Below are 12,638 nucleotides of genomic sequence, written 5' to 3'. Positions count from 1 at the left end.
CTCCCTTAAGCGGACACGACGCCGGTGGACTTGTTCGGCTGGTCCACATCGTGGTCGGGCCGGTCTTCGTGCTTCGGCGATGGCCACAGGCCGGCGGGACGGTTAAGCATGATCAACACCATGGCCAAGCCGTACAGCAACTGGCGCAGCACTTCCGCCTCGATCACCACGTGGCCGAACAGCGCCTGCTGGGCCGGCTCCACCACGTGGCGCAGTACTTCGGGTATCGAGGCGAGGATCACGCCGCCGAGGATCACGCCGGGGATATGGCCGATACCGCCAAGCACCACCATGGCCAGCACAGCGATCGATTCCGTCAGCGAGAACGATTCCGGCGAGACAAAGCCCTGGAACGAGGCAAACATGGCGCCGGCCACGCCGCCGAACGAGGCGCCCATGGAAAAGGCCAGCAATTTCACGTTGCGCGTATTGATACCCATGGCCTTGGCGGCAATCTCGTCTTCGCGGATGGCCACCCAGGCCCGGCCCAGGCGTGAATGCTGGAGGCGCTTGGTGACGAACACGACGGCGATGCACAGGAAAAGGAACAAAAAGTAATACGCATTCACGGACGGCATGGAAAAACCGCCCACCACGACGGTGCTGTTGGTGCCCGCCTCGCCCGCCAGGTTGACGCCAAAGATACGGATGGGATCGATCAAATTGATGCCTTGCGGCCCATTCGTGAAATTAATGGGATCGTTCAAATTGTTCATGAAGATGCGGATGATCTCGCCAAAGCCCAGGGTCACGATGGCCAGGTAGTCGCCGCGCAGTTTCAAGGTGGGCGCGCCCAGCAAGGCGCCGAACAGGCCGGCAACAAAGGCGGCCAGCGGCACGATGAGCCAAATCGACAGGTGGATGCCGTTTTCGCGGATTTCCGGCCCCATCAGCTGTACCAGAGTTTCGCCCAGCACGGGATACTGGTTCACCACCGATTCTAGCAGGATGGCAAACTGCGGCGACGCCAGCAAGGCCGTCAGGTAAGCCCCCACGGCGTAAAAGGCGATGTAGCCGAGGTCGAGCAGGCCGGCAAAGCCGACGACGATGTTCAAGCCCAGGGCCAGCATGATGTACAGCAAGGCCATGTCGATGATGCGCACCCACGAATTGCCGAACTGCGCGGCAAAAAACGGGAACACTATCAGCAGCGCGGCCAGGCCCAGCATGCCGGCGTAGGCTTTGGTCGGATTTTTCTTAGCGTCAAAATCGAGTAGTGCCATGATTTAATCTCCCAGTTTCACATCAGGCACGGTCGGCCACTCGTTCGCCCATGATGCCGGACGGGCGCAGGGTCAGCACGATGATCAGCACGACGAAGGCAAAGATATCCTGATAGTGGCTGCCCAGGAAGCCGCCCGTGATGTCGCCGATATAGCCGGCGCCCAGGCTCTCGATAATGCCCAGCAAGATACCGCCCAGCATGGCGCCGTAGATATTGCCGATGCCGCCCAGCACGGCCGCACAGAAAGCTTTCAAGCCGGGAATGGCACCCATGGAAAATTGTATGGAGGCATAGTTGGCGCCCCACATCACGCCCGCCACGGCCGCCAGCGCGGCGCCGATGGCAAAGGTGGCCACGATGACCTTGTCGGAATCGACGCCCATGAGGCCCGCCACGCGGGGGTTTTCCGCCGTGGCGCGCATGGCGCGGCCCATTCTTGTTTTTTCCACCAGCAACACCAATCCTCCCATCGACAAGGCGGCCAGGGCCAGCAGCAGCACTTGCGATTGCGAAATCACGGCGCCGCCCACATTGATGGGGTCGGTCGACAGCAATTGCGGGAAGGGCAAGGGATTGCGCGTCCAGATCATCATGGCAAAGGTTTGCAGCAGGATGGAGACGCCGATGGCGGTAATCAGGGGGGCGAGGCGGGGGGCGTTGCGCAGGCGGCGGTAGGCGACCCGCTCGATGATGATATTGACCAGAATACAGATGGGAATGGCGCCGAGGATGGCGGTGGCCAGTTTCAGATAGCCGGGCCAGTCCGGCACATAAATGCCCAGCAGCTTGAGGATGGTCAAGCCCACCATGGCGCCGATCATGAGCACATCGCCGTGGGCGAAGTTGATCAGGTTCAAGACGCCGTACACCATCGTGTAACCGAGGGCGACTAAGGCGTACATGCTGCCCAGCACCAAGCCGTTAATGATCTGCTGGATGAATGTATCCATGATTGCCCTATCAAATATGCATTTTTCGGGAACAACTTCCGCCAGAACATGTCGCTGATACAAAAACGGCACCGGAGGAAGAATTCCTGCAGTGCCATCCCTGGATCGTTCTCACCAGCATGGTGCACGCACTCAAAACGGGCGTGACATCACTTAGTCATAACGACAACACATTCAAGCTTGAGGCAATCATAACGATCTTTTGCAAAAACTAAACTTGGAATAAATCAATCATTTCCGAATTAAATTCGGTTTTGAAGTGACTATTTCATCGATACTCAAGAACCATACAGGCTCAGGCGACGTCGCGCTTGATGCCATCGAGGCCTTTCGGCATCGGGAACGTCACGGCTTCCTGCACCCCGTCGAGGGGGCGCACGCTCTTCACGCCACATTCTTTCAAGCGATCGATGACGGCTTGCACCAGCACCTCGGGCGCCGAGGCGCCAGCCGTCACGCCCACGCGCAGCTTGCCTTCCAGCCAGGCGGGGTCGATTTGCGAGGCATTGTCGACCATATAGGCTGGCGTGCCCATCTTCTCGGCCACTTCGCGCAAGCGGTTCGAATTCGAGCTGTTCGGGCTGCCGACGACGATCACCACTTCCACTTGCGGGGCCATGAATTTCACCGCTTCCTGGCGGTTCGTAGTGGCGTAGCAAATGTCGCCTTTTTTCGGCTCGGCAATGTTCGGATATTTCGCTTTCAAGGCCGCAATAATGTCGCTAGTGTCGTCAACTGACAACGTTGTTTGCGAAACATAGGCCAGGCTCTCCGGATTGGCGACCTGCAATGCCGCCACATCTTCGAGCGTTTCCACCAGATGCATGCCCATATCGGCCTGGCCCATCGTGCCTTCGACCTCGGGATGGCCATCGTGGCCGATCATGATGATCTCGCGGCCTTCGCGGCGCATCTTGCCTACTTCCATGTGCACCTTGGTGACCAGCGGGCAAGTCGCGTCAAAAATGCTCAGGCCACGCGATTCCGCCTCGGCGCGCACGGCTTTCGACACGCCATGCGCGGAAAACACGAGCGTATTGCCAGCAGGTACGTCATCGAGGTCGTCGATGAAGATGGCACCCTTGTTGCGCAAGTCGGCCACCACATAGGCGTTGTGGACGATTTCATGGCGTACATAGATCGGTGCACCAAATTGCTGCAAGGCACGCTCGACGATTTCGATCGCCCGGTCGACGCCAGCGCAGAAACCGCGGGGCTGGGCCAGTAACAGTTCTTTATCCATCGCTATTCCCTTTTACAGCACCGAAATGAGCTTGACTTCAAAGCGCAGCGGCTGACCGGCCAGCGGATGATTGAAGTCGAACAGGGCGGAGTCCTCGCGCATTTCGCGCAGCACGCCGGCAAAGCGGCCGCCGCCCGGCGCGGCAAAGTCGACCAGGTCGCCAATCTTGTAGTCGGCGCCCGGCACGGAGTTTTCGTCCAGCGTCGCGCGCGACACCGACTGCACCAGCTCGGGATTACGCTCGCCAAAGCCTTCGCCGGCGGCCAGCTCGAACGTATGGTGCGTGCCCTCAGGCAAGCCTAGCAGGCGCTGCTCGAGGAATGGCGCCAGCTGGCCCTGTCCCAGCATCAAGGTAGCAGGATTTCCGCTAAAGGTAGTGACAATATCAGTACCGTCAACAGTAGCAAGACGATAATGCAGGGTGAGGTAAGCCGCTTCGGTGACGACTGCTGGTTGCTCGATGGACATAGTGAGTTTTCAAGTAGCTGATGCAAAACGATATTGTAAGCCACACTGGCCGCGCCTGCCCCATGGCTTCGTCAAAGAAGGCCATGCTGGGGCTCGCGCCGGTGACAAACAGGAGAACAGCATGGGCATCAAGGACTGGCCGGCCAGAGAACGGCCGCGCGAACGCCTGATCGAGGATGGCGCACACTCGCTGTCGGATGCGGAATTACTGGCCGTATTCCTGCGCACTGGCGTGCGCGGCAAGAGCGCGGTGGAGCTGGCGCGCGATACGGTGGAACACTTCGGCTCCCTGCGGGGCCTGTTTGGCGCCAGCCTCGTGAGTTTTTCCGCCGTGCATGGCATGGGCAGCGCCAAGTTCGCCCAGCTGCAAGCAGTCATGGAACTGGCGCGGCGCGCCATCATCGAGGATTTGCAGGAGGGCCAGGCCCTCAGTTCGCCGCACGCGGTAAAAGACTATTTGCGCCTGACCCTGGGCAGCCTGGCGCACGAAGCGTTTCACGTGTTGTTTTTGGACGTCAAGAACCGCCTGATCACCACCCGCGAAATGTTTCGCGGCACCCTCACCCACACCAGCGTGTACCCGCGCGAAGTGGTCAAGCAGGCGCTGCTGCACAACGCGGCCAGCGTCATGCTGGCCCACAACCACCCGTCCGGCACGCCGGAACCAAGCGAATCGGATTTATTGCTGACGCGCACGCTGGTGCAGGCCTTGTCGCTGGTGGACGTGCGCATCCTCGACCATTTCGTCGTGGCCGGGCGGCAAGTGCATTCGTTTGCGGAACACGGCCAGATCTAGGCCAGCGCCGCTCTGGTCGCAGTTAACCATGTGTAAACAAGGACGTACGTGACAGAGCCGAAACGCTTATCTAACAGTAAACAGCACTGTTTACCAGTGCTTTTCCCTATGGGGAAAAGGGAAAGTCAAATTGTTAAATTAATTCACAACAACATGACACAATTGTTTTTCGCAAGTCATTGATAAATCTGCTTATTTTAGATATACTCTCGTTTTTCCAATTTGGAATATCTTTAAGGAGTGCGCCATGGCACGTGTTTGCCAAGTCACTGGGAAGAAGCCGATGGTCGGCAACAATGTTTCCCATGCAAACAACAAAACCAAACGTCGTTTTTTGCCTAACTTGCAGAATCGTCGTATTTTTGTTGAATCTGAAAACCGCTGGGTCTCCCTGCGTTTGTCCAACGCCGGTCTGCGCGTCATCGATAAAGTCGGCATCGACGCCGTATTGGTCGATATGCGCGCTCGTGGCGAAAAAGTCTAATTAGCAGAATAAGGGAGCTATCATGGCAAAATCAGGCCGCGACAAAATCAAGTTAGAATCGACCGCCGGTACGGGTCACTTCTACACGACTACCAAAAACAAGCGTACGACGCCTGCGAAAATGGAGATCATGAAATTTGATCCTAAAGCACGCAAGCACGTAACGTACAAAGAAACCAAAATCAAGTAATTGATATTGTGTTCTGTAAAAAGAGCCGCTCCAATGAGCGGTTTTTTTTCGCCCTGATTTTCAGCCGGCTGCCCTTCCCTTTTGCCGGGACGAAAAAAAGGCCCTGAAATCCAGGGCCTTGATATGGCGCAGTCTTGATTATGCGTAGCTACGCAGGCGCAAGGAAAAATCTTGTAGCGACTTGATGCCCGACGCTTCGGCGCGCGTGCACCAGTCTTGCAGCTTCTGCAGCAACTGTTCGCGCGTAAAGTGCGAACGCTCCCAGATGGCGCCCAGTTCCACGCGCATGTGGTGCATGGTTTCCAGCGCCTTGCTGTGCTGGAACAGTTCCGACAACTGCTCGTGATGCGCATCGGCCAGTTTGCCCGGTTCGCGCTGCATCAGCTTGCGCGACGATTTCAGGAAGCGCTTTTCCAGTTCGGCCTTGTGCTTCAGGTGCTCAAGCTCTTCTTTCCAGGCATGCTTGATCGATTTGGCGTACTTGGCCATCACGTCGTAGCGGTTGGCGATGACCGATTGCAAGGTCTCGAAATCCGCTTCCAGCTTGCCGTGCGAGAACTTCGGTTCCGGCGCCAGCTTTTTCACCTTGGCCAGGCCCAGCATTTCCAGCGCGCGGATATATGCCCAGCCAATATCGATTTCATACCATTTCGACGACAGCTTGGCCGACGTCGCATACGTATGGTGGTTGTTATGCAACTCTTCACCACCGATCAGGATGCCGAAGGGAATGATGTTGGTGGCCGCGTCGGCGCAATCGTAGTTGCGGTAGCCCCAGTAGTGGCCGATGCCATTGATGATGCCGGCTGCCGTAATCGGGATCCACATCATTTGCACGGCCCACACGGAAATGCCGATCACGCCGAACAACACGAAATTGATGACGAACAGCGACACCACGCCCAGCCAGCTGTATTTGGTGTACAGATTGCGTTCGATCCAGTCAGTCGGCGTGCCGTGGCCGTACTTGGCCATGGTTTCCATGTTCTTCGATTCGGCGCGGTACAGCTCGGCGCCTTCCCAGAACACTTTCTTGATGCCGCGCGTCACAGGGCTGTGCGGATCTTCTTCCGTATCGCACTTGGCATGGTGTTTGCGGTGGATGGCAGCCCATTCCTTGGTGACCTGGCCCGTCGTCAGCCACAGCCAGAAACGGAAGAAATGGCTGGGGATGGCGTGCAATTCCAGCGCCCGGTGGGCCTGGTGGCGATGCAGGTAAATCGTGACGCTGGCGATCGTGATATGCGTGACCACCATGGTGTACAGGAAAACTTGCCATGCGGACAGATCGGTAACGCCAGTTGCCATGAACTGCAAAACGTCGTGTAAAACGGAACTCAATGTCATTACTACTACTCCAAGTGGACAGGCATGCGCACGGTCGCTCCAGTGACTCTGGAGGTCCGGCCGAGTTAATTTTAGGCGTAATTGTACGCCCTAATGGGTGCTATCAGGCAAAATCGGAGGCAGGCAGCGAGGTTAAGGCTGGGTGCCGGACGGCGGGGACTCACCCTCTGCCGCGCCCGCGAGCGGGGCAGGAGGCGTACCAACAATACGCAATTCGCGTTGCGGAAACGGTACAGTGACCTTATGTTCCTGCAAGGTGCGCCAGATGGCGCGGTTCACATTCGACTTCACGCCGCCGGTGCCGTTTTCCGGGTCCGCGATCCAGAAGCCGATCTGCACGTCAAGGCCGTCGGCGCCGAAACGCACGAGGGTGGCCGATGGCGGATTGCTTTGCGACACACGCGGCACCTTGGCCGTCGCCGCTTCCAGCAAGGGGAAGATGACATCGAGATCCGTTTCATAGCCTACTGACACGGCCGTCGACAGCCAGACCATGCGGTTGCTCAACGACATGTTCTGCACCCCGCCGGAAATCAGCATTTCATTCGGTACGATGGATTCAACGCCATCGCCACCCAATAACACAGTATAGCGCGTATTGATCTGCGTCACCTTTCCAGTAAATTGGCCGACGGTGATCATGTCGCCAATGGTCAGGCTGCGGTCGAGCAGGATAATGAAGCCGGAGACAAAGTTCGCGGCGATCTTTTGCAAGCCGAAGCCCAGCGCCACGCCAAAGGCGCCGCCAAACACGGACAGCACCGTCAGGTCGATACCCACCAGCGACAGGCTGACGAGCACGGAAACGAGAATCAGCACGGCGCGGCCCATGCGCGACAGCACCACGCGCAAGGAGGTGTGCAAGCCCTGCATTTTCATCAGGCGTTCATCGAGCGAGGTGCCGGCCCACATGGCCAGCACCAGTAGCACGGCAACGGAAATAGCGGCTTGCAAGATGGCAGCCACGGACACCTTGTTGCGTCCCAGCGGCACGACGATGCTTTCCAGGAACTCATGCAGTTCCGGCCACAGGCCCGTGATATACAGGGCCATGCCAGCCCACACCACCACCGTGAAAATCTTTTCCAGCAACAACATGGTGGGGCTGATATCGCCATGGCGGGCAAAAATGCGGCGCAGCACATAAAAACCGAAGCGCACCAGCGCCATCGACGTGCACAGGGGGATGGCAATGCTGAGCAGGTTCACCGACTGGAACTTGACCAGGAAATGTTGCGCAATGCCCAGCAGCATGGCCGCCAGCACGGGCGTCAGGATACGGATGAAACTATCCGTGCGCTGCAAGGTTTCCGGCGTGGCCGGGACAGCAGCCGCTTCCGCCCGCTGATGCAGGAAGACGCGCAACTGCCGCACCAGCAGCCAGCTCAGGGCCAGGCAGGCAACAATGACCAGCGCCTGCCACAGGATGGCCGGTTGGCGGAAATCATTGACAAAATCGGTGATCAGGTTGAGCAGCGGGGTTTCGTTCATGGCAGATGGGGTCTGGAAGGTGGGACAGAAGTGGTACGGATGGGCATCGCACCCATGCAGCCAGGCGGGCTGGCGGCATTGAAAGCCGCCACTGCAGGGTGCAGCGGCGGCCCGTGACAGGCTTACTCGGCTTGTTCAGCGTCAACGTCGTCGGCCGGTTTTTCATCGGCGTAGACTTTTTTCGGCATGACCTTGCGCTCGAACACGGCGGCGAAGAAGCCGTCGGTCTGGTGCAGATGCGGCAGCAATTTCAGGTAGTCACCCATTTCCAGGTCGATCTTCTGTTCAGCCAGCACCTTGCTCATCGGCACCAGCGTGAAGTCCGGATGGGCCGCCAGGAATTGCTCGGCGATAAAATCGTTTTCTTCGTTCAGGAAGCTGCAGGTAGCGTACACCAGGCGGCCGCCGCCCTTGACCAGGCGCGCCGCGCCGGCCAGGATGGCTGCCTGCTTGGCTTGCAGTTCGACGATGGAGTTCGGTTGCTGGCGCCATTTCACGTCCGGATTGCGGCGCAGGGTGCCCAGGCCGCTGCAAGGGGCATCGACCAGCACGCGGTCGATCTTGCCGGCCAGGCGCTTGATCTTGGCATCGCGCTCATGCGCGATCTGCACCGGATGCACGTTCGACAGGCCGCTGCGGGCCATGCGTGGCTTCAGCTTGGCCAGACGCTTTTCCGACACGTCGAACGCATACAAACGGCCCGTGTTGCGCATCAGCGCGCCCAGTGCCAGGGTCTTGCCGCCCGCGCCGGCACAGAAATCAACCACCATCTCGCCACGCTTGGCGCCGACGATTTGCGACAGGATCTGGCTGCCTTCATCTTGCACTTCGATGGCGCCGCTCTGGAACAAAGGCATGTTTTGCAGCGAAGGCTTCTTGATCACGCGCAAGCCCAGCGGCGCATAGGGCGTCGGGGTGCTGAGGATAGGTGCTTCGGCCAGAGCCAGCATCACGTCTTCGCGCGTCGCCTTGAGCGAATTGACGCGCAAGTCCAGCGGCGCCGGCGCGTTCAACGCATCGGCCAGCTTCATGGTTTCCGCTTCGCCGAACTGGGCGATCAGCTTGTCGAACAGCCAGGTTGGCATGTTGGCGCGCATGTTCGACGGCATCAGGCTGCGGTCGATCTGTGTGATGCGCTCCAGCCATTCCACTTCTTCTTCCGTCAAGCCGCCCAGCGAATCGGCGCCGACGGCTTCGGCCAGGCCGAGGATGGTCAAACGACGCATGGTGGGGCCACTGCCCGCTTCGGCGAAATCGGTAAAGAACGATTTGTTGCGCAGTACGGCATAAATGCCTTCGGCGATGGCGCCGCGTTCGCGCGAACCGAGGCGCGGATGGTCGCGGAAATAGCGCGACAGGGTCGTGTCGGCCGGGGCCGTGAAACGTAAAATTTCGCGCAATACTTCTTCAGCATTGGCAAGTATCGCTGGTGGCAATCTCATTGTTATTCTTCCTGTAATATTTTATTGAGGGTCCACGCGGACCTGGCCATGCTCGACTGACAGTTTATCGTCAATGAACAGGCGGATGGCGCGCGGGTAAAGCAGATGTTCCTGTACCAGCACGCGCGCCGATAAGCTGTCTTCTGTGTCGCCTGGCAAGACTGGCACCACCGCACTCGCCACGGCCGGGCCATGATCGAGCTCGGCAGTCACGAAATGCACGGTCGCGCCGTGTTCCGTCACACCCGCCTCGAGCGCCTGGCGGTGCGTCGCCATGCCCGGGAACAGCGGCAGCAGCGACGGGTGGATATTGAGCATGCGCCCCGCGTAATGGTCGACGAAAGGCGGCGTCAGGATGCGCATGAAACCGGCCAGCACGACCAGGTCGGGGGCGAAGCCGTCGATCACGGCTTGCAGCGCCGCATCAAACTGCTCGCGGCTGGCATAATCCTTGTTGGCAACGACTGCCGTCGCTATCCCATGTTCCGCGGCAAAAACCAATCCCTGGGCGTCGGCCCGGTTACTGATGACGGCGGCAATACGGGCTGGCCATTGCTCGGCTTGCGCCGCGCGTACGACCGCTTCCATGTTGCTGCCGCGTCCGGAAATGAGGATAACGATATTTTTCATAGCGCGCATTGTACCCGCTATGGCGATGCGAATCTAGAAAGGCCGGTATTATTGTTGCGGCGCAACATGAGCGCCGGCGCGCCGCAGCCGCCCCGCAATGCCGATTACCATTTGCACGAGAGCCCGGTTTTACGGCGCCGCGGCAAGAGTAAGTATTTACTCGAACGAATAGAAGACGCGGAACGGCACTTTCTTCTCGGCCCAGTAGTCGGCCGCGTCGCGGAACACGTCGAGCAGGATCTCGCGCGCTTCCTTGTCAAATTTTTGCGTATTTGGCAATTGCTCCAGCACCACCAGGAAGCCCGTTTGCGTGCCGGCCTTGTGCATGGTATCCGTCAGGCACAGACGCAGGGCATCGAAATTCTTCGCCAGGTTCTTCGGGAACAGGAATGCTTCTGCAATAATGCCGATGACTTGTTGTTTGGTCTGTCCAGCGTGGCAATGCGCATATAAAAAGTGCTGCCCGAGACGGATCGCCTCGTCTTGTAACTCGGTCACGCGAAAGGCACGGATGGACTGGACAAGGTTGGGCGGCACGGTTAGTAACAAACTCATTTTTCCCTCAAATCGACCTGTTATGTATGGATTTGTTCTATCTGCTCTTCTTATTGCATCCCCGCACGCGGGTCAATGCGCACGCGGTGATTCGATCTGTATCAACTTTTATGCGATTCAGTGCGATTTTATATAAGCCATACGCGTATTAGGGTAACGTGTTGTCCTGTATGAATCAACCCGAATATGATGTCAAACGCAAGATTTGTTACAAACCGCTAGTTTCAAGTCATTCAACATCATGTATCGATTGAAAGTGCATGTTACAGACTGTGGGGCAAGGGGCTTGGGCTGTTACATTTTGTTGCCATGCGAAACACTTGCCTCTTGCTGGCGGGATTACTATAGTCCCAAGTTGTAAAAAATACCCTGAAAGATTCTCTACATAATGAGGTTACAAATGAACTTGCAAGCCAAATTGATGATGTCAGCCCTTTGTCTCGGCGCATTGCCACTCGCTCAGGCTGCCGACTTTGAAGATTTCGGCAAAGTCGTGCGCGTTGTGCCGCAAGTGGAACAGATCAATCGTCCACGCCAGGAATGCCGTACGGAATACGTGCAAGTGCAGGCGCCGCCGCAACAGCGCAGCGCTGGCGGCTCCATCGTCGGCGGTATCGCCGGTGCCCTGCTCGGTAGCCAGGTCGGTGGCGGCAATGGCCGCACGGCCGCCGCGGCGGCTGGCGCGATTGCCGGCGCCGTCGTCGGCGACCGTGTCGACAACCAGAACAACTACCAGGGCGGCATGCAGGAACAAGCCGTCAAGCAATGCCGCCAGGTCGACCATTGGGAATCGCGCAACAATGGCTATCAGGTTACTTACGACTACCGCGGCCGCAACTACACGAGCATCATGTCCTATGATCCGGGCGAAAGAGTTCGTCTGCGTGTCTCGATCGAGCCAGCACAACAGTAAGCGCGATAACCGGCCTGTACCATGCCAGCCCCAGCGGCTGGCATTTTTTATGGCGCCTCGGCACGGGCTATAATGCGGCACACTTTCAGGCCGCCTTATGCTTATCAAACGAAAATCCATCGAACAAGTCGAATCCTCGCGCCCCGCGCGCAAGCCCCGCTATGCCCCTGTCACCCTGTCCGAAATGGATGGCGTGCGCTATCTGCATTTCGGCACGGAATGGGTGCAGGGCGCCATGCGCATCCGCAAACCGGACTGGCCTGAGCTCGAATACGCGCAACAGATGATGGCGTGGATGCTGTGGATCGAACAACCTCAGCGCCTGGCTCAGTTGGGCCTGGGCACGGCCGCGCTGACCAAGTTCTGCTACCGCCAGTTCCCGCAGGCGCAAGTCGAAGCCATCGAACTGAACCCGTCCGTCATCACCATCTGCGCCTCGATGTTCAAGCTGCCGCCCAACGACGAGCGCCTGCACGTGCGCGAGATGGATGCGCTCGACTACGTCAACGACGACGCCAACCACGGCACCCTGGACGCCCTGCAAGTGGACCTGTATGACGCCACGGCGCGCGGTCCCGTGCTCGACAGCGCCGATTTCTATGCCGCCTGCTGCGCCTGTCTGGCGCCGCACGGCATCATGACGGTGAACCTGTTTGGCGACCACCCCAGCTACGCGAAGAACATCAAGGCGATGAAGTTTGCGTTTGCACAGGTGATCTGCCTGCCGGAAGTCCATGATGGGAACGTGGTCGCGATCGCGTTCAAGACGAAAGTGGCGCTCGATGCGGAAGCGCAAGCGGCCCTGCTGGAACGCGCCAAGCAGATCGTCGCCGAGACCAAGCTGCCCGCCAAGACCTGGGTCAAGGGCATCGTCAGCACCCTGTAACCGCCGGCAAGGCCGGCA

General features: G+C 58.5%; 14 protein-coding genes. 5 read left to right on the top strand and 9 right to left on the bottom strand.

Annotation, left to right across the window (positions count from 1 at the left end):
- Positions 1-5: 5 nt before the first annotated feature.
- From ACQ4WZ_RS01075 to ACQ4WZ_RS01060, 4 genes are all read right to left on the bottom strand, one after another.
- Entirely contained in the window at positions 6-1,223 is a 1,218-nt protein-coding gene (locus tag ACQ4WZ_RS01075; protein ID WP_101482479.1) for an ABC transporter permease subunit, read from the bottom strand.
- Positions 1,224-1,245: 22 nt separating this feature from the next.
- The gene (locus ACQ4WZ_RS01070) at positions 1,246-2,175 is read right to left on the bottom strand and encodes a branched-chain amino acid ABC transporter permease (RefSeq protein WP_436572382.1); all 930 of its coding nucleotides are present in this window, start codon (positions 2,173-2,175) and stop codon (positions 1,246-1,248) included.
- Positions 2,176-2,470: 295 nt separating this feature from the next.
- Positions 2,471-3,418 (bottom strand): 4-hydroxy-3-methylbut-2-enyl diphosphate reductase, encoded by a 948-nt coding sequence (gene ispH, locus ACQ4WZ_RS01065; RefSeq protein WP_436572381.1) that lies wholly within the window; start codon positions 3,416-3,418, stop codon positions 2,471-2,473.
- A gap of 12 nt (positions 3,419-3,430) precedes the next feature.
- Positions 3,431-3,886: an FKBP-type peptidyl-prolyl cis-trans isomerase gene (locus ACQ4WZ_RS01060; protein ID WP_101482482.1), complete on the bottom strand. Its 456-nt coding sequence runs from the start codon at positions 3,884-3,886 to the stop codon at positions 3,431-3,433.
- 121 nt (positions 3,887-4,007) lie between these two features.
- Between ACQ4WZ_RS01060 and radC the strand changes: the two genes are divergently transcribed.
- The 3 genes from radC (at position 4,008) to rpmG (ending at position 5,356) form a co-directional block, all read left to right on the top strand.
- The gene (radC, locus tag ACQ4WZ_RS01055; protein WP_436572380.1) at positions 4,008-4,682 is read left to right on the top strand and encodes a RadC family protein; all 675 of its coding nucleotides are present in this window, start codon (positions 4,008-4,010) and stop codon (positions 4,680-4,682) included.
- 247 nt (positions 4,683-4,929) lie between these two features.
- Positions 4,930-5,166: a 50S ribosomal protein L28 gene (gene rpmB, locus ACQ4WZ_RS01050; protein ID WP_010400928.1), complete on the top strand. Its 237-nt coding sequence runs from the start codon at positions 4,930-4,932 to the stop codon at positions 5,164-5,166.
- 22 nt (positions 5,167-5,188) lie between these two features.
- A complete protein-coding gene (gene rpmG, locus ACQ4WZ_RS01045; protein ID WP_010400929.1) occupies positions 5,189-5,356 on the top strand; it encodes a 50S ribosomal protein L33 in 168 nt (55 codons plus the stop codon).
- Between the two features lie 138 nt (positions 5,357-5,494).
- Here the strand turns inward: rpmG and ACQ4WZ_RS01040 are convergent, their stop codons facing one another.
- From ACQ4WZ_RS01040 to ACQ4WZ_RS01020, 5 genes are all read right to left on the bottom strand, one after another.
- Positions 5,495-6,703: a DesA family fatty acid desaturase gene (locus ACQ4WZ_RS01040; RefSeq protein ID WP_101482484.1), complete on the bottom strand. Its 1,209-nt coding sequence runs from the start codon at positions 6,701-6,703 to the stop codon at positions 5,495-5,497.
- Between the two features lie 132 nt (positions 6,704-6,835).
- On the bottom strand, positions 6,836-8,194 hold the full coding sequence (locus ACQ4WZ_RS01035; protein ID WP_133989661.1) for a mechanosensitive ion channel family protein: 1,359 nt from the start codon (positions 8,192-8,194) through the stop codon (positions 6,836-6,838).
- Positions 8,195-8,316: 122 nt separating this feature from the next.
- Positions 8,317-9,636: an RsmB/NOP family class I SAM-dependent RNA methyltransferase gene (locus ACQ4WZ_RS01030; RefSeq protein ID WP_101482486.1), complete on the bottom strand. Its 1,320-nt coding sequence runs from the start codon at positions 9,634-9,636 to the stop codon at positions 8,317-8,319.
- A gap of 21 nt (positions 9,637-9,657) precedes the next feature.
- Complete coding sequence (gene purN / locus ACQ4WZ_RS01025; RefSeq protein WP_101482487.1) at positions 9,658-10,266, bottom strand: phosphoribosylglycinamide formyltransferase; 609 nt, start codon at positions 10,264-10,266, stop codon at positions 9,658-9,660.
- Between the two features lie 156 nt (positions 10,267-10,422).
- Entirely contained in the window at positions 10,423-10,821 is a 399-nt protein-coding gene (locus ACQ4WZ_RS01020; RefSeq protein WP_101482488.1) for a barstar family protein, read from the bottom strand.
- Between the two features lie 400 nt (positions 10,822-11,221).
- Here ACQ4WZ_RS01020 and ACQ4WZ_RS01015 point away from each other — a divergent pair, with 400 nt between their 5' ends.
- On the top strand, positions 11,222-11,734 hold the full coding sequence (locus tag ACQ4WZ_RS01015) for a glycine zipper 2TM domain-containing protein (protein ID WP_101482489.1): 513 nt from the start codon (positions 11,222-11,224) through the stop codon (positions 11,732-11,734).
- Positions 11,735-11,831: 97 nt separating this feature from the next.
- Positions 11,832-12,620: a class I SAM-dependent methyltransferase gene (locus tag ACQ4WZ_RS01010; protein ID WP_101482490.1), complete on the top strand. Its 789-nt coding sequence runs from the start codon at positions 11,832-11,834 to the stop codon at positions 12,618-12,620.
- The last annotated feature ends 18 nt before the right edge of the window (positions 12,621-12,638 follow it).

Origin of the sequence: Janthinobacterium darwini (assembly GCF_051380905.1) — a bacterium.
GTDB lineage: Bacteria > Pseudomonadota > Gammaproteobacteria > Burkholderiales > Burkholderiaceae_D > Janthinobacterium.
This window is presented reverse-complemented; position numbering and strand designations above follow the sequence as displayed.

What these genes read in the sequence shown, in the direction of transcription:
- ACQ4WZ_RS01075 (WP_101482479.1), bottom strand. Translation starts at nt 1,223, where the DNA reads ATGGCACTACTCGATTTTGACGCTAAGAAAAATCCGACCAAAGCCTAC.
- ACQ4WZ_RS01070 (WP_436572382.1), bottom strand. Translation starts at nt 2,175, where the DNA reads ATGGATACATTCATCCAGCAGATCATTAACGGCTTGGTGCTGGGCAGC.
- ispH (WP_436572381.1), bottom strand. Translation starts at nt 3,418, where the DNA reads ATGGATAAAGAACTGTTACTGGCCCAGCCCCGCGGTTTCTGCGCTGGC.
- ACQ4WZ_RS01060 (WP_101482482.1), bottom strand. Translation starts at nt 3,886, where the DNA reads ATGTCCATCGAGCAACCAGCAGTCGTCACCGAAGCGGCTTACCTCACC.
- radC (WP_436572380.1), top strand. Translation starts at nt 4,008, where the DNA reads ATGGGCATCAAGGACTGGCCGGCCAGAGAACGGCCGCGCGAACGCCTG.
- rpmB (WP_010400928.1), top strand. Translation starts at nt 4,930, where the DNA reads ATGGCACGTGTTTGCCAAGTCACTGGGAAGAAGCCGATGGTCGGCAAC.
- rpmG (WP_010400929.1), top strand. Translation starts at nt 5,189, where the DNA reads ATGGCAAAATCAGGCCGCGACAAAATCAAGTTAGAATCGACCGCCGGT.
- ACQ4WZ_RS01040 (WP_101482484.1), bottom strand. Translation starts at nt 6,703, where the DNA reads ATGACATTGAGTTCCGTTTTACACGACGTTTTGCAGTTCATGGCAACT.
- ACQ4WZ_RS01035 (WP_133989661.1), bottom strand. Translation starts at nt 8,194, where the DNA reads ATGAACGAAACCCCGCTGCTCAACCTGATCACCGATTTTGTCAATGAT.
- ACQ4WZ_RS01030 (WP_101482486.1), bottom strand. Translation starts at nt 9,636, where the DNA reads ATGAGATTGCCACCAGCGATACTTGCCAATGCTGAAGAAGTATTGCGC.
- purN (WP_101482487.1), bottom strand. Translation starts at nt 10,266, where the DNA reads ATGAAAAATATCGTTATCCTCATTTCCGGACGCGGCAGCAACATGGAA.
- ACQ4WZ_RS01020 (WP_101482488.1), bottom strand. Translation starts at nt 10,821, where the DNA reads ATGAGTTTGTTACTAACCGTGCCGCCCAACCTTGTCCAGTCCATCCGT.
- ACQ4WZ_RS01015 (WP_101482489.1), top strand. Translation starts at nt 11,222, where the DNA reads ATGAACTTGCAAGCCAAATTGATGATGTCAGCCCTTTGTCTCGGCGCA.
- ACQ4WZ_RS01010 (WP_101482490.1), top strand. Translation starts at nt 11,832, where the DNA reads ATGCTTATCAAACGAAAATCCATCGAACAAGTCGAATCCTCGCGCCCC.